The sequence below is a fragment of the Actinomadura coerulea genome, assembly GCF_014208105.1.
GTDB lineage: Bacteria > Actinomycetota > Actinomycetes > Streptosporangiales > Streptosporangiaceae > Spirillospora > Spirillospora coerulea.
Genome location: NZ_JACHMQ010000001.1, coordinates 3,001,926 through 3,022,973, shown reverse-complemented (window position 1 = coordinate 3,022,973; position 21,048 = coordinate 3,001,926). Strand labels below are relative to the sequence as shown.

General features: G+C 75.3%; 12 protein-coding genes. 9 read left to right on the top strand and 3 right to left on the bottom strand.

Features of this window, described 5'->3' with window-relative positions; genetic code table 11:
- The first annotated feature begins 23 nt into the window (after positions 1–23).
- From BKA00_RS14025 to BKA00_RS14010, 4 genes are all read left to right on the top strand, one after another.
- Positions 24–1,412 carry an FAD-dependent oxidoreductase gene (locus BKA00_RS14025; RefSeq protein ID WP_185025311.1) on the top strand — a complete coding sequence of 463 codons (1,389 nt, stop codon included), beginning with the start codon at positions 24–26 and terminating at the stop codon, positions 1,410–1,412.
- Between the two features lie 37 nt (positions 1,413–1,449).
- Positions 1,450–4,803 (top strand): DUF4132 domain-containing protein, encoded by a 3,354-nt coding sequence (locus BKA00_RS14020; protein ID WP_185025310.1) that lies wholly within the window; start codon positions 1,450–1,452, stop codon positions 4,801–4,803.
- Positions 4,804–4,815: 12 nt separating this feature from the next.
- Positions 4,816–6,984, top strand: a complete 2,169-nt coding sequence (locus BKA00_RS14015) for a DUF4132 domain-containing protein (protein WP_185025309.1) — start codon at positions 4,816–4,818, stop codon at positions 6,982–6,984.
- Positions 6,985–7,060: 76 nt separating this feature from the next.
- Entirely contained in the window at positions 7,061–8,221 is a 1,161-nt protein-coding gene (locus BKA00_RS14010) for an IS30 family transposase (RefSeq protein ID WP_221493078.1), read from the top strand.
- Positions 8,222–8,255: 34 nt separating this feature from the next.
- Here BKA00_RS14010 and BKA00_RS14005 read toward each other — a convergent pair whose 3' ends face one another.
- The gene (locus tag BKA00_RS14005) at positions 8,256–9,368 is read right to left on the bottom strand and encodes a cystathionine gamma-lyase (protein ID WP_185025308.1); all 1,113 of its coding nucleotides are present in this window, start codon (positions 9,366–9,368) and stop codon (positions 8,256–8,258) included.
- 164 nt (positions 9,369–9,532) lie between these two features.
- Here BKA00_RS14005 and BKA00_RS14000 point away from each other — a divergent pair, with 164 nt between their 5' ends.
- Positions 9,533–12,835, top strand: coding sequence for a DUF4132 domain-containing protein (locus BKA00_RS14000; RefSeq protein ID WP_185025307.1), 3,303 nt, complete (start codon positions 9,533–9,535; stop codon positions 12,833–12,835).
- Between the two features lie 64 nt (positions 12,836–12,899).
- Here BKA00_RS14000 and BKA00_RS13995 read toward each other — a convergent pair whose 3' ends face one another.
- Positions 12,900–13,688 (bottom strand): SDR family oxidoreductase, encoded by a 789-nt coding sequence (locus tag BKA00_RS13995; protein ID WP_185025306.1) that lies wholly within the window; start codon positions 13,686–13,688, stop codon positions 12,900–12,902.
- Between the two features lie 85 nt (positions 13,689–13,773).
- Complete coding sequence (locus BKA00_RS13990; RefSeq protein WP_185025305.1) at positions 13,774–14,349, bottom strand: TetR/AcrR family transcriptional regulator; 576 nt, start codon at positions 14,347–14,349, stop codon at positions 13,774–13,776.
- Between the two features lie 107 nt (positions 14,350–14,456).
- Between BKA00_RS13990 and BKA00_RS13985 the strand changes: the two genes are divergently transcribed.
- The 4 genes from BKA00_RS13985 to BKA00_RS13970 are packed head-to-tail and all read left to right on the top strand — an operon-like array spanning position 14,457 to position 21,044.
- Positions 14,457–15,620, top strand: coding sequence for an ATP-binding protein (locus BKA00_RS13985; protein ID WP_185025304.1), 1,164 nt, complete (start codon positions 14,457–14,459; stop codon positions 15,618–15,620).
- Entirely contained in the window at positions 15,620–17,929 is a 2,310-nt protein-coding gene (locus BKA00_RS13980; protein ID WP_185025303.1) for a DUF5682 family protein, read from the top strand. The genes BKA00_RS13985 and BKA00_RS13980 overlap by 1 nt, the downstream gene beginning before the upstream one ends.
- A complete protein-coding gene (locus BKA00_RS13975) occupies positions 17,926–19,089 on the top strand; it encodes a VWA domain-containing protein (RefSeq protein WP_185025302.1) in 1,164 nt (387 codons plus the stop codon). The genes BKA00_RS13980 and BKA00_RS13975 overlap by 4 nt, the downstream gene beginning before the upstream one ends.
- Positions 19,086–21,044, top strand: coding sequence for a hypothetical protein (locus tag BKA00_RS13970; protein ID WP_185025301.1), 1,959 nt, complete (start codon positions 19,086–19,088; stop codon positions 21,042–21,044). The genes BKA00_RS13975 and BKA00_RS13970 overlap by 4 nt, the downstream gene beginning before the upstream one ends.
- Positions 21,045–21,048: the final 4 nt, after the last annotated feature.

Sequence of the window (21,048 nt, the reverse complement as noted above, 5' to 3'; positions counted from 1 at the left end):
ACCGGCAATCGGGAGGAACTGGAATGGCCGCACGTGAACGCCTGCTCGTCATCGGGGGCGACGCCGCGGGGATGAGCGCCGCGTCCCAGGCCCGCAGGCTGCGCGGCCCGGACGACCTGGAGATCGTCGCCGTGGAGCGCGGGCGCCACGCGTCCTACTCGGCGTGCGGCATCCCCTACTTCGTCGGCGGCGTGGTGGACGGGCCGGACGCGCTCGTCGCCCGCACGCCCGCCGAGTTCCGCGAGCGCGGCATCGACCTGCGGCTGCGCACCGAGGCCGTGGAGATCGACACGGGCGGCGGCCGGGTGCGGATCCGCTCCCTCGACGGCGGCGGCGAGCGCTGGGAGCCCTACGACCGGCTCGTGATCGCGACCGGTGCCGTCCCCGTGCGCCCGGACCTGCCCGGAGTGGACGCCGAGGGGGTCCACGGCGTGCAGATCCTCGACGACGGCGTGGCGATCCGCCGTGCCGTCGAGGAGCGGAGCCCGCGCCGCGCCGTCGTGGTGGGCGGCGGCTACATCGGCCTGGAGATGGCCGAGGCGATGGTGATGCGCGGCCTGGAGGTCTCGCTCGTGGACGTCGCCGACCAGCCGATGCGCACCCTCGACCCCGACATGGGCGCGATCGTCGCGGAGGCGATGCGCGGCATCGGCGTGCGGCTGTACCTGGGGGAGCCGGTCGAGGGCTTCGACACCTCCCCGGAGGGGCGCGTCACCGCCGTCCGCACTCGGAACCACACGCTGCCCGCGGACCTGGTCGTCCTCGGCCTCGGCGTGCGGCCGGCCGCCGGACTCGCCGAGCGCGCCGGGATCGAGACCGGCCCGACCGGCGGGATCGTCACCGACCGGCGGATGCGCACCCGCACCGAACGGGTGTGGGCGGCGGGCGACTGCGTCGAGACCCGGCACCTGGTGTCGGGCGCGCCGGTCGCCATCGCGCTCGGCACGCACGCCAACAAGCAGGGCCGCGTCGCCGGGATCAACCTCGGCGGCGGCTACGCCACCTTCCCCGGCGTGGTCGGCACGGCCGTCTCCAAGATCTGCCGGGTGGAGGTCGCGCGGACCGGGCTGAACGAGGCCGAGGCGGCCGCGGCCGGGTTCGAGACGCTGAGCGCGGCCGTCGAGTCCACCACCCGGGCCGGCTACATCCCCGGCGCCGCCGCGATGACGACCAAACTGATCGCCGAGCGCCGCTCGGGCCGGCTGCTCGGCGCGCAGATCGTCGGCGAGGAGAACGCCGCCAAGCGCGTCGACGGCCTGGCGATCGCGCTGTGGAACGGGATGACGGTCGAGGAGATGACGGGCCTCGACCTCGGCTACGCGCCGCCGTTCGCCCCCGTCTGGGACCCCGTCCTGGTCGCCGCCCGCAAGGCCGCCGACGCCGTCGAGCGGGACATGCGCTCCGGCTCCTGATCCCCTTTGTCGGTGATCTCCCTTACGGTGTGGCCTCATGGCGACTGCGGGGCCGGTGGCGGCCGACGAGAGCACCTGGGAGATGCCGGACGCGTGGCGGCGGATCGCCCATCCGCGCCGGGACCGGCCGTGGCCGTGGCCGCGGGCGCGGATCGACGCCGCGGCGGCGGGAAGGGCGCGGGCGCTGGTGGAGGCCGCCAGAGCCGGCGTCGAGGACGTCCTCGCGCTGCCCGGCACGACGCCCGAACTGGCCGAGCACGGCCGCGCCTGCCTGAAGGGCGAGGCCGACGCGCTGGGCGCCGCGGTGGTCGCGACCGTCGCGGTGTCCAAACGCGGTCTGGGCGACGTCGGCGGGAAGGCCCCGTTCCTGGACGCCTGGGCCGCCGAGCACGGCCTGCCGTTCGCGGCGGCCGCCTACGCCGAGCTGTGCGACGTCACGTCCGACTACGTGCAGGCGGGGAGCAAGGCGACCTGGACCGGTGCGCGGCGGGCCCTCCCGTCCGACTACCAGGGCGGCTGGTGGGCGGAGGAGAGCGCGGCGAGGCACCTGCGCGCCCTGCTCGCCGCCGCCGACGACGACGTCCACGCCAGGGCCGTCGAGGAGCTGGCGGTACGGCGCCGGACGCCGCTGCAGCGGATGGTCGTCTCCTACCTGGTGCCGACCCGGCGGGACTGGTTGGACGAGGTCCGCGCCGACCCGGCGGTCATCGGCCTGCCGCCCCACTCGCAGCACCGCTGGATGCTCTTCTGCTCGCTCGGCGACCCGGCGCAGGTCGACCCGGCCGCCCTGCCGCTCGGCTACTACGACCGGAGCACGAGCGTCGTCGCGACCCTCGTGGACGGCGTCGGCCCGTCCGGCGCGGTGCCGCTGGTGGCCGGGGCGCTGGAAGGCCAGTACACCGGCACCGACACGTACCGGAAGCTGCTGGACGTGCTCGCCCTGCTGCCCGTGGACGAGGCGTTCCAGGCGCTCCTGGACCGGATCGGCCACAAGTACGTCCAGCCCGCGGTGATCGCCGCCGCGCGGGCGCAGCCGCGGCGGGCGCTGCGCCTGCTCGCCTCGGCCGCGGGGGCGCCGGAGGTGGAGGAGGTGCTGCGCGCGCACCTGCTCACCCATCCCGAGCTGGTGGAGGAGATGCTGCCGGAGCTTCCGGAGGAGTCCCGCGCGGCGGTCGGCGCGCTCCGCGAGACCATCGTCCGGGCACCGGAGGCGTCCGCCGGCGCCCTGCCGCCGCTGCTGGTGGACCCGCCGTGGACCCGGCCCCGGACGAAGGCCAAGCCCGTCGTCATCAAGGACCTGGCGTCGCCCGGGACGCGCCTGATCGCCTGGGAGCCCGGCGAGCGGGACGCCTGGACGGTGGACCTCCACCACCTGTGGCGATGGGTGAAGCGGCTGGAATGGCCCGTCCAGATCGAGAAGTTCAGGAACGGCGCGCTGCCCTCCCACCAGCAGCCCGTGCTCTTCATCGAGGCGCCCGAGGACCTCGTCCGCCCGCTCCTGGCGGGCTGGGAGCCGCCCGACCCCTGGTACGTGGTCGAGTGGATGCGGGTCGTCGTCGCCCGGTTCGAGCTCGACGCGCTCGACCCGGCCGTCTTCGCGGCGCGGCGCGACCCCGCGGGCGCGGGCGCCGTCCTGCTGCCGTTCCTGAGCGACGAGGTCGCGCGGCTCATGGCCGACTGGCTCGTCCGGCTCAAGCAGGCGGGCAGGACCGCGCAGGCCTGGTTCCGGCGGCACGGCACGGCCGCCGTCCCGGCCCTGGTGCCGCCCGCGCTCGGCAAGGCCGGCGCCCAGCGCCGCGCCGCCGAGGCCGCGCTGAGGCTGCTCGCCGACCGGCACGGCGCCGAGGCCGTCGTCGCGGCGGCCCGCGTCCACGGAGACCGGGCGGCGGACGCGATCGAGGCGCTGGTCACGGGCGACCCGCTGGAGGTCCTGCCCGCGAAGCCGCCGTACGTCGGCGACTGGGCCGACGTTCGGCTGCTCCCGCAGATCCTGCTGCGCGGCCGCGGGCGGGCGCTGCCGGACTCCGCCGCACGGCACGTCCTGACGATGCTCGCGATGTCCCGCCCCGGCGAGGCCTACGCGGGAGTGGACGTGGTCCGCGACCTGTGCGACGGGGAGTCCCTCGCCGAGTTCGGCTGGCGGCTGTTCCGGCAGTGGGAGACGCAGGGCGCGCCGTCCAAGGACGGGTGGGCGCTGGCGCAGCTCGGCGTGACCGGCGACGACGAGACCGTCCGCCGCCTGACCCCGGTGATCCGGGCGTGGCCCGGCGACGGCGGGCACTCCAAGGCCGTCGCCGGCCTGGACGTCCTCGCCGGCATCGGCACCGACGTGGCGCTCATGCACCTGCACGGCATCGCGCAGCGGGTGAAGTTCAAGGCGCTCAGGGCCAGGGCGCAGGAGAAGATCGAGGAGGTCGCCGCCGGGCTGGAGCTGACCGCCGGGCAGCTCGCCGACCGGCTCGTCCCGGACTTCGGGCTGGACGCCGACGGCACCCTCACGCTCGACTACGGCCCCCGCCGCTTCGTCGTCGGGTTCGACGAGCAGCTCAAGCCGTACGTGGCGGACGAGGGCGGCGCCCGCCGCAAGGCGCTGCCCAAACCCGGCGCCAAGGACGACCCCGAGCTCGCACCGGCCGCCTACAAGGCGTTCTCGACGCTGAAGAAGGACGTGCGGAGTGTCGCCGCCGACCAGCTCCGCCGCCTGGAGGCGGCGATGGTCGCGCAGCGCCGCTGGCCCGTGCGGGAGTTCCGGGAGCTGCTGGCCGGGCACCCCCTCGTCCGGCACCTCGTCCGGCGCCTGGTGTGGCTCGCGTCCGACGGCGGGGAGGAGGGCGCGAGGACGACCGCGTTCCGTGTCGCCGAGGACGGCACGTTCGCCGACGCCGACGACGAGACCGTCGAGATCGCCGACACGGCGCGGGTCCGGGTCGCGCATCCCGTCGACCTCGGCGGCTCGCTCGCCGCCTGGTCGGAGGTGTTCGCCGACTACGAGATCCTGCAGCCGTTCCCGCAGCTCGGACGCCCCGTCCACGCCCTCGCGAGCGGGGAGGGGGAGCGCGGCAGGCTCGAACGCTTCGAGGGCCTGACCGTCCCGGTCGGCAAGGTGCTCGGCCTGACCTCCCGCGGCTGGGACCGGGGCGTGCCGCAGGACGCGGGCGTGGAGCCCTGGATCTCCCGGCGGCTCCCCGGGGGCCGCTACATCGTCATCGACCTCGATCCCGGCATCGCCGTCGGCGCCGTGGACGCCCTGCCCGACCAGAAGCTGGACGCGGTCGGCCTGGCGGACCGTCCCGAGCAGAGGTGGCTCGGCGGCGGCGCCACGGGCTCCTTCTCCGACCTCGACCCGGTCACCCTGTCCGAGATCCTCGCCGACCTGGCGACGCTCACCTGAGGAAGAGGACCCATGGATCTGCCGAAGGCGCTGCTGGACCCGCCGTGGGCGCGCAGGCCGGCCCCCGCGCCGTCGGGCGACGAGCCGGTCCTCGTCCCCGGCCTGACGGCGCCGGACGACCGCGCGGTCGTCTGGGAGCCCGGCGAGCGCGAGAGCTGGGCCGCGGTCCCTAGCTACGGGTCCTGGAAGGACGGCGCGTGGGAGGAGGCCGCCGAGGAGTTCCGCGACGGGCGGATGGGCTACGAGCCCACGCGGGCGGGCTTCCTCGCCCAGGCGCCCGAGCATCTCGCACGGCCGCTGCTGGCCGGGTGGAAGCCGCACGTGACCTGGGACTTCGACCACTCCCTCAAGCCGATCGTGGCGCGCTTCGAGACCGAGGCCTGGGACGTCGCGGTCCGGCTGGCCAAGCAGAACCCGTACGGGACGGGCCCGGTCGTGCTGCCGTTCCTGTCCGCCGACGTGGCCCGGATGGCCGCCGACTGGCTGTACCGGCTCAAGTCGGCGCAGAAGCTGTCCCGCGCGTGGTTCGCACGGCACGGACTCGCCGCCGTCCCGTACCTGGTGCCGGACGCGCTGGGCAAGCGCGTCGGGCCGCGCCGGGGCGCGGTCAAGGCCCTGCGAACCATCGAGGGCGACGTCGCGGAGGCCGCCCGCGTCCACGGGGACGAGGCGGCCGAGGCGGTCGCGCGGCTCCTCGCCGCCGCGCCGCCCGGCACCGCGCCCGTCGAACCGCCGGTGAGGGCGCCGTCCCTGCCCAGGTGGCTCGACGCCGACGCCCTTCCCCGCCCGGTCCTGCGGGACGGCGGGGAACTGCCGGGCGAGGCGGCCCGCAACCTGCTGCTCGCCCTGACGGTGAGCCCGGGCGCCCGGCTCGACGTGACCGGCGTCGTGGACGGGGCCGCCGAGGTCTGCGATCCGGAGTCGCTGACCGCGTTCGTCTGGGCGCAGTTCGTGGCGTGGCAGGCGGCGGGCATGCCCAAGGGCAGCGGCTTCGTGCTGTCGGCCCTCGGACGCTTCGGCGACGACGTGGTCGTCCGCATGCTCGCCCCGCTGGTCAGGGAGTGGCCGGGACGCAGCGGCGGGTACAGCAGCGCCGTCCAGGGGCTGGAGGCGCTGGTCGGCATCGGCACCGACCTCGCCCTGACGCACCTCAACGGCATCGCGCAGAAGTCCCGGTACAAGGGGCTGCGGGGCGAGGCGCAGCGCAAGCTGGCGCAGATCGCGGAGCGGCGCGGCCTGACGGCCGGGCAGCTCGCCGACCGGCTCGTCCCGGACTTCGGGCTGGACGCCGACGGGACCCTCACGCTCGACTACGGCCCGCGCCGCTTCGTCGTCGGGTTCGACGAGCAGCTCAAGCCGTACGTGGCGGACGAGGACGGCGCCCGGCGGAAGGCGCTGCCCAAACCCGGCGCCAAGGACGACCCCGAGCTCGCACCGGCCGCCCACCGGCGGTTCGCGGAGCTGAGGAAGGACCTCCGGGCGGTCGCCTCCGCCGAGGTGGCCCGGCTGGAGTCGGCCATGGTCACGGGCCGCGCGTGGACGCCGGCCGAGTTCGGCGCGTTCCTCGTCGCGCACCCGCTGATGCGGCACCTCGCCCGGCGGCTGGTCTGGCTGAGCGGCGACCGGGCGTTCCGGCTCGCCGAGGACCGGACGTTCGCCGACCTCCACGACGAGACCGTCGAGCCCGCCCCGTCGGCGGACGTCCGGATCGCCCATCCGGTGCTGCTGGGCGACTCCCTGGCCGCCTGGTCGGAGGTGTTCGCCGACTACGAGATCCTGCAGCCGTTCCCGCAGCTCGGACGCCCCGTCCACGCCCTCGCCGACGGCGAGGGGAAGAGCGGCAGGCTCGAACGCTTCGAGGGCGCGGCCGTCCCCACCGGCAGGGTCCTCGGCCTCACCCGCACGGGGTGGAGGCGCGGCTCCCCGCAGGACAACGGCATCGAGCACTGGATCTCCTGGACGCTCGCGCCCGGGCTCTCCGTCGTGGTCGACCTGAGCCCCGGCATCGCGGTGGGCTACGTCGACCTGAACCCCGTCCAGACGATCGAGCGGGTCTGGATCGCCCCGGCGCCCGGCGCCCCGACAGACGCGCTAGAGGACGCCCTAAAAAGCGCCGACCCGGTCCGAGTCTCGGAACTACTGGCAGACCTAACGGACCTGACCACCGCGCCCCCACGTTGACTTGCGGCGTGTTGCCCTTATCGGCGCTGGCGGTCTCTAGTGTCTGTTGCAACGAGATCCCTGGAAGGATCTTGTTGTGCCGGGAAGACGTCTGACAGCTGCTGAGCGCGCGCAGATCGAGGTGTTGTTCGGTGCGGGCCGGTCGTTTCCGCAGATCGCGGAGGCGATCGGCCGGGACCGGTCAACTGTGTGGCGGGAGGTGCGCCGTAACCACTCCTATCGGCGGTCGGACGCCGGTGGGGGCGGGGCGCGGTATCCGGGCCGGGCGACCACCGCGTGTCCGGGCGGGCTGGGCGGGCTGTACCGGTGGACGTACTCGCATGTGGCCGCGCAGCGCAAGGCCGATGAGCGGGCGCGTCGGCACCGGCCGGGCAAGTTGATCGGCAACAGCGGGAACAAGGGCCGGGCCTGGTGCCAGGGCCGGTTGTGGCCGGTGGTGCGTGATCTGCTGGTGCGGCGGTGGTCGCCGCAGCAGATCGCGGCGCACCTGCGCGCCGCCTATCCTGACCAGCCGGAGATGCGAGTGTCGCACGAGACGATTTATCAGGCGATCTACTACCAGGCCCGGGGCCGGATGCGGGCCGAGCTGGCCCGGCAGCTGCAGTTGCGGCCGGGGGAGGGGTCGGTGCTGCGCAGCGGCCGCGCCGCCCGCCGTCCGCCCTCGCGTCTGGCCCGCGCCGAGAGCGCGGCGCGCAGCCGCCGGCCCTGGATCCAGGGCCTGCACATCTCGGCCCGGCCCGCCCAGGCGGCCGACCGGGCGGTGCCGGGGCACTGGGAGGGCGACCTGGTGATCGGGGCCCGCGGATCCAGCGCCATCATCACCCTGGTCGAGCGCACCACCCGGTTCGTGATGCTCGGCGCGTTGCCGCACTCACGCGTGTCCGAGCAGGTCACCGGCGTGCTGACCACTTTGATGCGGCGGTTGCCGGCCGAGCTGGCCGCGACCTTGACCTGGGACCAGGGATCGGAGATGGCCCAGCACGCCGACTTCACCCTGGCCACCGGGTGCCGGGTCTACTTCTGCGACCCGCACGCGCCCTGGCAGCGCGGCTCCAACGAGAACACCAACGGGCTGCTGCGCCAGTACTTCCCCCGCTCCTCCACCGACTTCCGCAACTACACCCAGCACGACCTCGACGAAGTCGCCCGCCAGCTCAACGGACGACCCCGCCAAACCCTGAACTGGAAAACCCCAGCCCAAGCACTCAACGAATACCTCGTTGCAACAACCGCTTGACACCGCCGCTCGCATAAGGGCAACACGCCGCAAGTCAACGGACGCCCTCCGTCAGGGCTTGGAGGACGTCGGCCACCAGGTCGGCGGTGTCCTCGACGCCGGCCGAGAAGCGCACGAAGCCGGGCGCCACGGCGTCGCCGCCCCACCGGGCGCGCCGTTCGGCGGAGCTGTGCACGCTGCCGAAACTGGTGGCCTGCATGACGAGCCGCAGCGAGCCGAGGAACCTCTCGGCGGACGCCTCGTCCCTCAGGGCGAACGACACGACGGAGCCGAACCGGCGCATCTGCCGGGCCGCGACCTCGTGGGACGGGTCGTCCGGCAGCCCCGGATACCTGAGCCCGGACACCTCCGGACGCTCCCGCAGCGCCTCGGCGACGGCCAGCGCGTTGGCGGCCTGCCGGTCCAGCCTCAGCTGGAGCGTGGCGAGCGACCGGTGCGCCAGCCACGCCTCCATCGGCCCGGGGATCGCGCCGACGGTCCTGCGCCAGACCCGGACGGACTCCGCCAGCGCCGGGTCACGGGTCGCGACGTGCCCGAGCAGCAGGTCGCCGTGCCCGGTCAGCGCCTTGGTGTCGCTGGCGACGGAGAAGTCGGCCCCGAGGTCGAGCGGCCGCTGCCCGAGCGGGGTGGCGAGGGTGTTGTCCACCGCCACGAGCGCGCCCGCCCGGTGCGCCGCCTCGGAGACCCGCCGGATGTCGCACACGTCCAGGTTCGGGTTGGACGGCGTTTCGAGCCAGACCAGCCGCGCGCCCTCCAGCAGCCCGATCTGGGCGTCGCCCGCGGTCGGCCCCATCCGGACCACCGCCCCGTACGACTCCAGGCGCTCCTTCAACGCCCGGGTCGTGTGGTAGCAGTCGTCCGGCAGGACCACGACGTCGCCGGACCTGACCTGCGCCAGCAGCACGCCGGCCACCGCCGCCATCCCCGAGGAGAACGAGACGACCTCCGCGCCGCCCTCCAGCTCGCCGATCGCCCGCTCCAGCAGCGTCCACGTCGGGTTCGACTCGCGCCCGTAGGTGTAGGGCCCGCTCGCCTCCCCGGCCAGGTGGTAGTGCGCCGCGAACACCGGCCCGGGCAGCCCCGGCGCGTGGTTCTCCGCCTCCGGCCTCCCGGCGCCCACGGCCAGCGTCCCGTCCCCGATCTCCATGAACGTCCCTTCCTCGCGTCCGGCCTCCCATCGTCCCACCTGCGAGTTCGGACGGCCGCGCGCCCCACCCGCCGCGCCGCAGCCGGCGGACCAGACCCGTCCCGCCGCCGGTGATCCATCGGATCCTCCGGATATGTCGGCGCGCTCCTCTACGGTTGGGCGCCATGGAAGATCAGCTCCCCGGTGAGGACGACCTGGTGATCCCGGACGCCTGGCGGCGTTCGCTGCACGCGCGGCGCGGCGGCGCCCCCGGTCCCAGGATCAAGGTGGCCGGACCGGCGGCGGCGGCGCGCGCCGTCCAGGGCTTCGTGGAGCGGAGCCGCGGGGTGGTCGAGGCGCTGCTGAGGGGCGGCGCCGGCGAGCCCGAGCTGGCCGAGGCGGCGCGGCGGCACCTGGACGGGCGGCCCGATCCGGCGGGCGCGGCGGTGGTCGCGGCCGTCACCGCGATGGGCGTGGGCGGCTACGACTCGGAGAAGGTGTACCGGGCGTACGTCGACGCGTGGGTCGGCGAGCACGGGCTCGGGTTCGCGGCGTGCGCGCTGGTCGAGCTGAGCCGGACGAAGGCCGTCCGGAAGGGCGGCGGCACCTGGCTCGGCACCTCCGTCGGCGCACAGCGCATCACGGACGAGTACGCGCTCCGGATCCCGGAACAGGAGGCGAAGCGCGTCCGCGGGCTGCTGGCCGTCGCCTCCGACGCCGACTACGCCGACGCGGCCCGGCGCCTCGCGGCGCACAGGTCCGGCCGGTGCGCGAGCTGGCTGGTGTCGTACCTCGTCCCGACGCGGGAGGACTGGGTCGACGAGTGCTGCGCGGCCCCGGGCCCGCAGATGCGCCGCGACGACCTGCTGTGGGTGGTGATGCCGGCGCTGGGCAAGGCGGAGCAGCTCGCGGCGCCGTACCCGGCGGGCGGCCTGCACTGGGGCCAGGCGACCCGTGCCCTGCTGGCGAGCATGGCCGACGGCATCGGACCCGGCGTCCTGCCTTTCCTCCTCACCGAGGTGGAAAGGCTCTCCCTGGAGTCCGAGGACCGCAAGCGCATCTTCGAGACGATCGCGATCCTGCCGACGGACGAGGCGTTCCAGGCCCTGCTCGACCGGCTCGACCGCAAGCACGTCCGGGCCGCCCTCGGGGAGGCCGCGCGCAGGTTCCCGGTGCGGGCGCTGCGGCTGCTGGCGCGCGCGGGCGCGGACGACCTGCTCGCCTCCCACATCGAGGCCCACCCCGACCTGGCCGCCGCGGCCCTTCCCGGCCTGCCGGAGGACGCCGCCGCCGTCCGGCGCGTCGCCGCCGCGTCCGCCCGCGTCCCTGAGGCGGCGCCCGACGAGCTGCCCGCCGTGCTCGCCGAGCCGCCGTGGCTGAACCCCCGGCGCCCCGTCCTCAAGGGCCTCACCGTCCCGGAGGCACGGCTCGTGTGGCAGGAGGGCGAGCGGGAGGAGTGGCTCCAGTGGGACCCGAAGACCGAGAAGCCCGACGACCCCGACTGGGAGGCGCTGGTCGAGGCCTACACGTCCGCGGGCCACGACTCGGGCAACGTGCAGCTGATGGTCTACGGGCCGCCAGAGCTGATCCGTCCTCTCATGCCCCGCTGGAAGGGCTACGGCGTCCGGTGGGCTCACGTGTGGATGCGGCCTCTCGCGGCCCGGTACGAACTCCACGCCCTGCCCCCGGCCGTCCGGACGGCCAAGGCGTTCCCCGACACCTGCTGCGAGCCGCTGATGCCGTATCTGGACGGCGGGGTGGCGAGGCTCATGGCGGAGGGGCTCGTCAAGCGCGGGGCGCTCCTCTACCCGGCCCGCCAGTGGTTCGGCCGCCACGGGGCCGACGCGGTGCCCCTGCTGGTCCCGGCCGCCCTCGGCGACAAGCCCAAGGACTGGCGGCCCGCCGAGACCGCCCTGCGGTACCTGAGCGACCTGCGCGGTCTCGACGGCGTGGTGGCGGCGGCCCGTGACGCGCACGGCGATGAGGCCGCCGAGGCGATCCGGACGCTGCTGTCCACCCCGCCGGTCGAGACGGGCCTCGACAAGCCTCCCGCCGTCGGCGCGTGGGTGGATCCGACGCCGCTCCCGCAGGTGCTGCTGCGGGGGCGCGAACGCGCCCTTCCCCGGGACGCGGTCGGCCGTCTGGTCGAGCTGCTCGCCCTCCCGGCCCCGTACGCGATGGACGAACTGGCGGAGGCGTGCGCGCCGGGCACGCTGTCCGGATTCGGGTGGGCGCTGTTCCAGCAGTGGCTCGACGCCGGCAAGCCGTCCAAGGACGCCTGGGCCCTGCGGCAGCTCGGCCGCACCGGCGACGACGACACCGTCCGGCGACTCACCCCGGTCATCCGGGCGTGGCCGGGGGAGGGCGGGCACAGGAACGCCGTCCACGGCCTGGACGTGCTCGCCGAGATCGGCACCGACGTGGCGCTGATGCACCTGCACGGCATCGCCCAGAAGGTGAAGTTCAAGGGGCTCCAGGCGGAGGCGCGGGACCGGATCCGGCAGGTCGCGAAGCGGCTCGACCTGACCACCGACCAGCTCGCGGACCGGCTCGTCCCCGACTTCGGCCTCGACGCCGAGGGCGGCATGACCCTCGACTACGGCCCGCGCCGCTTCCTCGTCCGGTTCGACGAGCAGCTCAAGCCGTTCGTCGCCGACGAGGACGGCAGGCAGCGCAAGTCCCTTCCCAAGCCCGGCGCCAAGGACGACCCCGAACTCGCGCCCGCCGCCCACCAGGCGTTCGCCGGGCTCAAGAAGGACGTCCGCACCGTCGCCGCCGACCAGATCCGCAGGCTGGAGCAGGCGCTGGTGACGCGGCGCCGCTGGACGCCCGCCGAGTTCGGCGAGTACATCGTCCGGCACCCGCTCGTCTGGCACATCGCCCGCCGCCTGGTCTGGCTGGCGGAGGACGGCGGCACGACCGCCGCGTTCCGCATCGCCGAGGACCGGACCTTCGCCGACGCCGCCGACGAGGCGTTCGCCCTCCCCGAGGCGGCCCGCGTCGGCGTCGCCCACCCCCTGGACCTCGGCGACACGGTGAAGGCATGGTCGGAGGTCTTCGCCGACTACGAGATCACGCAGCCGTTCCCCCAGCTCACGCGCCCCGTCCACACGCTGACCGAGCAGGAGCGCGGCAGCGGGCGGCTGGAGCGGTTCGAGGGCCTCAAACTGCCCTTCGGCGACGTCCTCGGCCTGGTGAAGCTGGGCTGGGAGCGCGGCGCGCCGCTGGACGCCGGGGTCGAGCGGTGGATCCACCGGCGCGTCGCCGACCGGCGGTACGTCGTCATCGACCTCGATCCCGGCTTCGCGGTCGGCGCGCTCGACGCCACCGGCGACCACCAGGTCCTCTCGTACGTGTGGCTCGCCGTGGAACCCGCCGACTTCTGGCCGAGCAGGGGGACGCCGCTGACGTTCGGCGAGCTGCACCCCGTCATGGCGTCCGAGATCCTCTCCGACCTGACCGCCCTCGCCGGCAAGGCGGAGAAGTGAGCGACACGACCGGCCGCCCGGCCACCTGCACCGCCAGGGGGCCGAGCGGCCGCACGCGGCCCTGTCAGGCGGTCTTGAGAGTGCCGCCGTCGATGACGTGGTCGGCGCCGTGGATGCTGGCGGCACGGCCGGACAGCAGGAAGGCGACCAGGTCCGCGACCTCCTCGGGTTCGGTGAGGCGCCCCGAGGCGATGCCGAACTGGCCGGGCAGGCCCGCGAGCAGGTCGTCGTGCCCGATCCCGTACGCGGCGGCCACCCTGCCGCCGAAACCGTCCGGGTCGGTCCAGAGCGGGCTGGCGACGACGCCAGGGGAGACGGTGTTCACGCGGACGCCGCGCGGCGCCAGTTCCTCGCTGAGCCGCTTTCCGAACAGGGTCAGCGCCGCCTTGGCCTCCGCGTAGCCGACCGGCGAGCCGCTGGGCGTACGGGCGTTGATCGAGGAGATGTTCACGATCGCGCCCTTGCGTTCCAGGATGCTCGGCAACGCCGCCTTGGTGGTCCACACCGCGCTGAACAGGTTGAGATCGAACATCCTCTGCCACTGCTCGTGGCCGACGTCGAGGAACCCGCCGAGGGTCAGCCCGTCAGGGTCGCCCGCGCCGACGTTGTTGACGAGGAAGTCGATCCCGCCGACCGCGGCGAGCGCCTCATCGACGATCGACGTCGCCCCGTCGCGGGTGCTGAGGTCGACGGACACGGCCGCGGCGGCGACCTTCTCCAGCTCGGGGGTGACGGTGCGGGCGGCGCCGACGACCCGGACGCCCTCCGCGGCCAGGTTCCGAGCGATCGCGAGGCCGATGCCGCGACTCGCGCCGGTGACCAGAGCGGTCCTTCCGCTGATGCCGAGATCCATGATCTGCCTTTCTTAACCGAGAGTTCTTGAACTTGAGGTCAAAAATGAGGGCGAAAAAAAGGGCCGTCGCCCGAGTGCTCGCGCCTCAGAGGGCCGCCAGGGCGGTGTCGATGATCCGATACAGCGCCGGCCGGTCGAACGTCTTGGCCATGACCCGCAGCCCCGCGAGGGTGGTCTGGAGGAGGAGCGCCTGCGCTCTGGCGTCGACGCCCCGGTCGACGTCACCGTCCCGCTGCCCTTGCTCGATGCGGGCGGCGAACAGCTCGATGATGCGCTCCTCCATCCGGTGCACCGCCCGGGTGGCCTCCTCGTCGCGTCCGCCGAGTTCGCCGACCGTGTTCTGGGCCAGGCAGCCGCGGCGGACCGGCCCGTCCAGGTCCATGTCGACGAGCAGTGCGAAGTACGCGCGGAAGCACTCCCTGGCGGTGCCCGGCCGCCAGAGGAGCTCTTCGGTCAGTTCCGCACCGGCCCGGCTGTAGAGGTCGAGCGCCTTGGCGAACAACTCGCGCTTGGAGCCGAAGGAGTGGTACAGGCTGCCCTTGGCCACCCCGGTCGCCTCGGCGAGGTCGGCGGGGGACGTGTCGGCGTAGCCCTTGGTCCAGAACGTCTCCATCGCCTGAGCGATGACCACGTCCGGTTCGAAGCCCTTCGGTCTTCCCATGCCAAGACCGTAGCGAGTTTTTGACCTGGAAGTCAAATATTCGCGCCGGTGGGGAAGATGGGGATCTCTGGGCGGAGTGTCCGATGGGTCCCCTAGCGTTGGGGGGCATGAAAGATCATCCCTCGGAGGGGTCCGAGGACGTGGGGACGGCGGCGTACCAGCGGCCGCCGGCGGAGGTGCGGTTCGCCGGCGAGCTGGAGAGGCTCCGCGAGAGCGACACCGGGCCGAGGCCGCCCGGCTGGGCCCTCGGGCTGACGGCCGCGCGGCGTTTCATCGTCGGGGACGAGGCGCTCGGCGTCCGCCGCAAGTTCGTCGGCGACACCGCCCTCATCGACCGGGCGCTGGTCACCCTCGCCACCAGCCGGGGGCTGATGCTCGTCGGCGAGCCCGGGACGGCGAAGTCGCTGCTGTCGGAGCTGATCGCGGCGGCGGTCAGCGGCACCTCCACGCTGACGATCCAGGGCGGCGCGGCCACCACCGAGGACCAGATCAAGTACTCGTGGAACTACGCGCTGCTGGTGTCGGAGGGGCCGTCCACGCGCTCCCTCGTCCCGGCGCCGCTGCTCACCGGGATGGCCGAGGGCAGGGTCGTCCGGTTCGAGGAGATCACCCGCTGCCCGCTGGAGGTGCAGGACTCGCTGCTGTCGCCGCTGTCCGACCGCGTCCTGGCGATCCCGGAGCTGTCCCGCGCGGCCTCCGGCGGAGGCGGGGCGCCCCACGGGGCGCAGAGCGCGGACGCGATGGTGTTCGCCCGCGACGGGTTCAACGTCATCGCGACCGCCAACACCCGCGACCGCGGCGTCAACGAGATGAGCGCAGCGCTCAAGCGGCGGTTCAACTTCGAGACCGTGTTCCCGATCGCCGACTTCGCGACCGAGCTGGACCTGGTCGAGCAGGAGGCGGGGCGGCTGCTGGAGCACAGCGGCGTCGAGGTCGCGCCGCGCCGGGACGTCCTGGAGGTGCTCGTCACCGTGTTCCGGGAGCTGCGCGACGCCACCACGGAGGAGGGCCGGTCGATGGACCGGCTGTCGGCGGTGATGAGCACCGCCGAGGCGGTCTCGGTCGCCCACCAGATCGGGGTGCGCGGCTGGTTCCTGCGCGGCGAGGAGGGCGGAGCCGCCGACATCGTCGAGTGCCTCGCCGGCACCGCGGCCAAGGACAACCCCGAGGACCTCGCCCGGTTGCGCCGCTACCTGGAGCAGCAGGCTCCCCGCCGCGACGGGGAGCAGTGGAAGGCGCTGCACGCCGCCCGGCACCTGCTGCCCGGCTGATGGCCGTCACGTTCGTCGGCGTCCGGCACCACAGCCCCGCCTGCGCCCGGCTCGTCCGGGAGACGATCCGGCGGCTGCGGCCCGCGTACGTCCTGGTGGAGGGGCCCGCCGACTTCGGTGACCGGATCGGCGAGCTCCTCCTCGGCCACGAGCCGCCCGTCGCGGTCTACAGCTACTACCGCGACGACGAGCGCGTGCACGCCTCATGGTCGCCGTTCTGCGCCTACTCCCCGGAATGGGTGGCGCTGAACGAGGGCCGGGCCGCCGGGGCGGAGCTCCGCTTCATCGACCTGCCCGCCTGGCATCCCGCCTTCGCCGACCGCAGCAACCGCTACGCCGACGCCGAACGCCGCTACGCGGAGGTGACCGAGCGGCTGTGCCGCGAGTTCGCCGTCGACAACACCGACGTCCTCTGGGACCACCTGTTCGAGATCGACGCCGAGGGGGCGGGGGAGCGGCTCGACGCGTACTTCGCGCTCCTGCGGGGCGAGGCGGAGGCCGGAGAGGACGACACCGCCCGCGAGTCCTACATGGCGGAGTGGGTGCGGGCCGCCGGGGCCGACGCCGGAGACCGCCCCGTCGTCGTGGTGACCGGCGGCTTCCACAAGCCGGCCCTCGAGGCGCTCGCCGCGTCCGGCGGCACGGCGTGGCCGGGCGTGCCCGAGCCGCCCGGCGACGCCACCGGCGGCAGCTTCCTCGTCCCGTACTCGTTCCGGCGCCTCGACGCGTTCACCGGCTACCAGTCGGGCATGCCGTCGCCCGAGTACTACCAGCGGCTCTGGGAGGACGGCCCCGACGCGGCGGCCGGGGCGCTGGTGGAGACGGTCACGGCCCGGCTGCGCGAGCGGGGGCAGGTCGTGTCGACCGCCGACCTGATCGCCGCCCGCACCCTCACCGCGGGGCTCACCCGCCTGCGCGGCCATCCCGCGCCGGCCCGTACCGACCTGCTCGACGGCCTGGTGTCCGCGCTGGTGAACGACGACCTCGACCAGCGGCTCCCGTGGACCTCACGGGGCGCGCTCGCGCCGGGGGCGCACCCGGCCGTCGCCGAGATGGTGGACGCGCTGAGCGGCGACCGGACCGGGCGCCTGCACCCGGACACGCCCGCCCCGCCGCTCGTCGGCCACGCGACGGCCGAGCTGGCGCGGCTCGGGCTCGACCGCGGCGGCCCGCTCGTGCTGAAGCTGACGACCCCGCGCGGGCTGGAGCGGAGCCGGGCGCTGCACCGCCTGCGCGTCCTGCGGATCCCGTTCGCGGACCGCCGGTCCGGTCCCGCCACGGGCGCCGACCCGGAGCTGGAGGAGCGCTGGACCGTGGACGCCGCCGACCGCGACGGTCGCCGCCACGCCGCGCTCATCGAGGCGGGCGCCTACGGGCCGACGCTGGCCGACGCCGCGGCGGCCGCCCTGGACGAGCGGACGAACGCCGCGGGCGCCGACATGGAGCGCCTCGCCGCCGTGCTGTTCGACGCGGCGCTGTGCGGCTGCGCGGACCAGTCCGGCCGGATCGCCGAGTCCATCTCCGCCGGGGTCGCGGGCGCGGCGGACATCGGCGCGCTCGGCGCCGCGCTCGAATCCGTCCTCGGGCTGTGGCGGCACGACCGCGTCCTCGGCACGGCCGGCAGCCCGCTGTTCGGCACGGTCGTCGAGGAGTGCGCCGACCGGATCCTGTGGCTGGCCGAGGGCGTGCGCGGCGGCCCCGCGCCCGCCGACCTGCGCCGGCTCCGCGCCCTCGCCGCCGTCCGCGACGCGCTCCTGCACGCCTCCGGCACGCTGCGCCTCGACCGGGACGCGGCGCTCGGCGTCGCCCGCCGCGTCGCCGCCGGATCCGGCGCCCCGGCCGACCTGCGCGGCGCCGCGTTCGGGCTCGCCCGCGTTCTCGGCGATGCCTCCGACCCGGCCCGGGCGGTGCGCGGAGCGGCGGTCCCGGCGACGTTCGGCGACTGGCTCGCCGGGCTGTTCGCGCTGGCCAGGCAGGAGGTGCTCGACCCCGGCGCCGCCCTCCTCGGCGCCCTGGACGAGCTGGTCGCCGGGCTGGGCGAGGAGGAGTTCCTCGTCGCGCTGCCCGCGCTGCGGCAGGCGTTCGAGTTCTTCCCGCCCCGCGAGCGCGCGTCCATCGCCCAGGGGCTGCTGGACCGCCGGAACCTTCGCGGCTCCGCCCGCGTGCTGCTCCGCACGCCGGACGCTCCGCTGCTCACCGCCGAGGCCCTCGCCCTGGACGCCCGCGTGGACAAGGCCCTCGCGGCGGCGGGCCTCGCGGCGGACGCCGAAGGCCGCCCCATGACGAAGAGCGGGGAGGGGACATCATGATCCCGCCTGACCTGGAACGCTGGCGGCTCGTCCTCGGCGCGCCCGCCGAGCCGTGCACGGGCGCGCTCGGCGGCGGTGCCGCCGCACGGGACGCGGCGCTCGACTGGCTGTACGGGCGCGACCCCGAGCTCGCCGAGCGCGGCGTGCGGCGCGGCTCCGGCGGAGGCGGCGACGGCGAGCCCGAGCGGTCCGACGACCGCACCGGCGGGACCGGGCCGTCCCAGCTCACCACCGTCGACTGGCTCGACGCCGTGCACCGGCTCTTCCCGAGGGAGACGATCGAGCGGCTCGAACGCGACGCCGTCGAGCGGTACGAGATCCACGAGATCGTCACCGACCCGGCGGTCCTGGAGCGCATCGAGCCGGACGAGGCGCTGCTGCGCGCCGTGCTGCGGACCAAGCACCTGATGAACCCCGAGGTCCTCGCGCTGGCCCGCAGGATCGTCGAGGCCGTCGTCCGGCAGCTGATGGAGCGGCTGGCCACCGAGGTCCGGCAGGCGTTCCACGGCACCCGCTCGCGGCGGCCGAGCCGGGTGAAGAACTCCCGCAACTTCGACTTCCACGGCACCGTCCGCGCCAACCTCGCCCACTACCGGCCGGACGAGCGCCGCCTCTACATCGAGAACCCGAGGTTCGTGTCCCGGACCAGGCGGCACGTCGAGCAGTGGCAGATGATCCTGCTCGTCGACCAGTCCGGCTCCATGGTCGGGTCCGTCGTGCACGCCGCCGTCACCGCCGCGTGCCTGTGGGGGCTGCCCGGCCTCAAGACGCACCTCGTCGCGTTCGACACCTCCGTCGTCGACCTGAGCTCCGACGTGACCGACCCGGCGGAGCTGCTGATGAAGGTGCAGCTGGGCGGCGGCACCGACATCGGGCGGGCCGTGGCCTACGGGGCAGGCCTGGTGGAGAACCCGCGCCGCTCGATCGTCGCGGTCATCACCGACTTCTTCGAGGGCGGGAGCGAATGGCGGCTCGTCGAGGAGGTGCGGCGGCTCGTCCAGCAGGGCACGCACGTGCTCGGGCTGGCGGCGCTCGACGAGGAGGCGAACCCGTCCTACGACCGGAGGACGGCGCAGCGCCTCGCCGACGAGGGCGCCCACGTCGGCGCGATGACGCCGGGGCAGCTCGCCGAGTTCGTCGCGGAACGGATCGGCCGGTGACCCGCGCCGACCTGCTCGCGCTGACCCCCGACGCGCTCGCCGCCCTCGCCAACCGCGGCCTGGTCAAGCGCGCCGCCAAGGATCTGGACGCCGGCGCCGGTCCCGAGATCACCGTCTCCCCGGACGGCGGGATCGACGGCGCCTTCCCCGACGGGACCGCGGCGTCGCTGCCCGCCGGGGCGGGGCTGGAGGCCGCGCGGTGCTCCTGCGCGGCGACCGGCACGTGCCGCCACCGGATCTGCCTCGTCCTGGCCTACCAGCGGACCGCCGCCGCACCGGACGCGCCCGAGACGCCCGAGACGCCGGGGCCCGCGGCCGGCTGGTCGCCGGGAGACTTCGACGACGACGCGCTCGCCCGCGTCCTCGGGCGGCGCGCCCTCACCGCCGCGCGCCGCGCGCTCCGCGCCGGGTACTCGGCGACGATCCGCCGCCCCACCGAGCGGGATCCGGTCGCGCAGGCGGAGCTCCAGACCTGCACGGTCCGGTTCCTGGTGCCGGGTGAGCTCGGCTACGTCCACACCGACGCCGTGGCGGCGGTGCGCGGCGAGGTCACGGTGCTCGCCGTCTGGGCGTTCCGCGCCGCCGCCGAGCGCGGCCTGGACGGCGAGGAGGTCCGGCTGGAGGTCGGCGGCTCGGCCGGGGCCGGCGGGGACGGCCTCGACGCCGCGCTCGACCTCGCCGACCAGGTCCTCCTGGAGGGCGCGGCGCACGCCGGGCCGGTCCTCGCGACCGCGCTCGGGCGCACCGGCTCCGACCTGGCGACGTCCGGCCTGCACTGGCCCGCCGCCGCGCTCGCGGACCTGGCCGGCCAGCTGGCCGCCCACCACGACCGCCGCGCCGACCACGACCCGGCGCGCGTCGCGGAGCTCCTCGCCGAGGTCCACGCCCGGCACCGCGCCGCGCGCGGCGGCGCCGACCGCTCCCAGGTGCTCGGCACGCGGGAGGCGGCGGACACGCCGCTGCGCCGCGTCCGCCTCGCGGCCCTCGGCTGCCGTGTCGGCGGCACGCCCGGGGCCCGCACCGCCGACGTCTACCTCGCGCACACCGGCACCGGCGTCGTCCTGGTGCTGAAACGGCGCTGGGACGTGCCGGACGGCGACCGGCTCACCGGCGCCGACCTGGCCGGACGCCGAGTCCTCGGGTCGCCGCTGCGGTCCCTCGCCGCCGCGAACGTCGTGTCCGAGAGCGCCTCGCGCAGCCCCGGGCGGGTCGTGCGGGTCACCGCCGGGCGGATCGCGAAGACGACGGTCACCCCGCTCGGCGACACCTGGGAGGGCCTGCCCCCAGCGCTGCTCGTGCGCGACCTGGCCGCCGAGGGCCGGGCCCTGGACGCGCTCCCGCCCCGGCTCGTGCGGCCCCGCGTGGAGGCGGAGCTGGTCCGCGTCGTCGAGATCGCCGAGGTCCGCCACATCGGCTACCGCCCCGGGGCACAGCGGCTGGAGGCCGTGGTCGCCGACGCGGCGGGCGTCCCGGCCGTCGTCTCCGCCGGCTACAGCCCGCACCGCCCCGCCGCGCTGGACGCCCTGGCCGAGGCGCTCGCGGCGGAGCCCCGGTTCGTCTCGGGCGCCGTCCGCAGGGACCGCGGGGGCCTCGTCATCGACCCGTTCGCCGTGCTGACCGCCGGCGGTCCCGTCGTCCCCGACCTGGCTCCGGGCGAGGGCACCGCCGCCCTCGGGGCCCCGCCCGAGGCCGTGCCCGATCCGCTCGGCGATGCCCTGGACGAGGCGCTCGCCGCCTGCGCGCAGGCGGCCCACCGCGGCCTGCTGCGCCTGCCGTCCGGGGTGCGGGAGCGTCTCGCCCGCGCGAGCGGGACGCTGGAGCGCGTCGGCCTGCGCACCTGCGCCGGGACGCTCGCCGCCCTCACCGCCGCGCTCGCCGCGGACGACCCGGAGGGCATGACCCGCGCCTGGGCCACCGCCCACATCCGCCTGGTCACCGCGGCCGAACTGCGCTGACGCG

Excerpts from the sequence above, each read along its gene's own strand:
- BKA00_RS13975 (WP_185025302.1), top strand. The coding sequence starts at position 17,926 with ATGATCCCGCCTGACCTGGAACGCTGGCGGCTCGTCCTCGGCGCGCCC.
- BKA00_RS13990 (WP_185025305.1), bottom strand. The coding sequence starts at position 14,349 with ATGGGAAGACCGAAGGGCTTCGAACCGGACGTGGTCATCGCTCAGGCG.
- BKA00_RS13980 (WP_185025303.1), top strand. The coding sequence starts at position 15,620 with ATGGCCGTCACGTTCGTCGGCGTCCGGCACCACAGCCCCGCCTGCGCC.
- BKA00_RS13985 (WP_185025304.1), top strand. The coding sequence starts at position 14,457 with ATGAAAGATCATCCCTCGGAGGGGTCCGAGGACGTGGGGACGGCGGCG.
- BKA00_RS14005 (WP_185025308.1), bottom strand. The coding sequence starts at position 9,368 with ATGGAGATCGGGGACGGGACGCTGGCCGTGGGCGCCGGGAGGCCGGAG.
- BKA00_RS14000 (WP_185025307.1), top strand. The coding sequence starts at position 9,533 with ATGGAAGATCAGCTCCCCGGTGAGGACGACCTGGTGATCCCGGACGCC.
- BKA00_RS13995 (WP_185025306.1), bottom strand. The coding sequence starts at position 13,688 with ATGGATCTCGGCATCAGCGGAAGGACCGCTCTGGTCACCGGCGCGAGT.
- BKA00_RS14020 (WP_185025310.1), top strand. The coding sequence starts at position 1,450 with ATGGCGACTGCGGGGCCGGTGGCGGCCGACGAGAGCACCTGGGAGATG.
- BKA00_RS14015 (WP_185025309.1), top strand. The coding sequence starts at position 4,816 with ATGGATCTGCCGAAGGCGCTGCTGGACCCGCCGTGGGCGCGCAGGCCG.
- BKA00_RS14025 (WP_185025311.1), top strand. The coding sequence starts at position 24 with ATGGCCGCACGTGAACGCCTGCTCGTCATCGGGGGCGACGCCGCGGGG.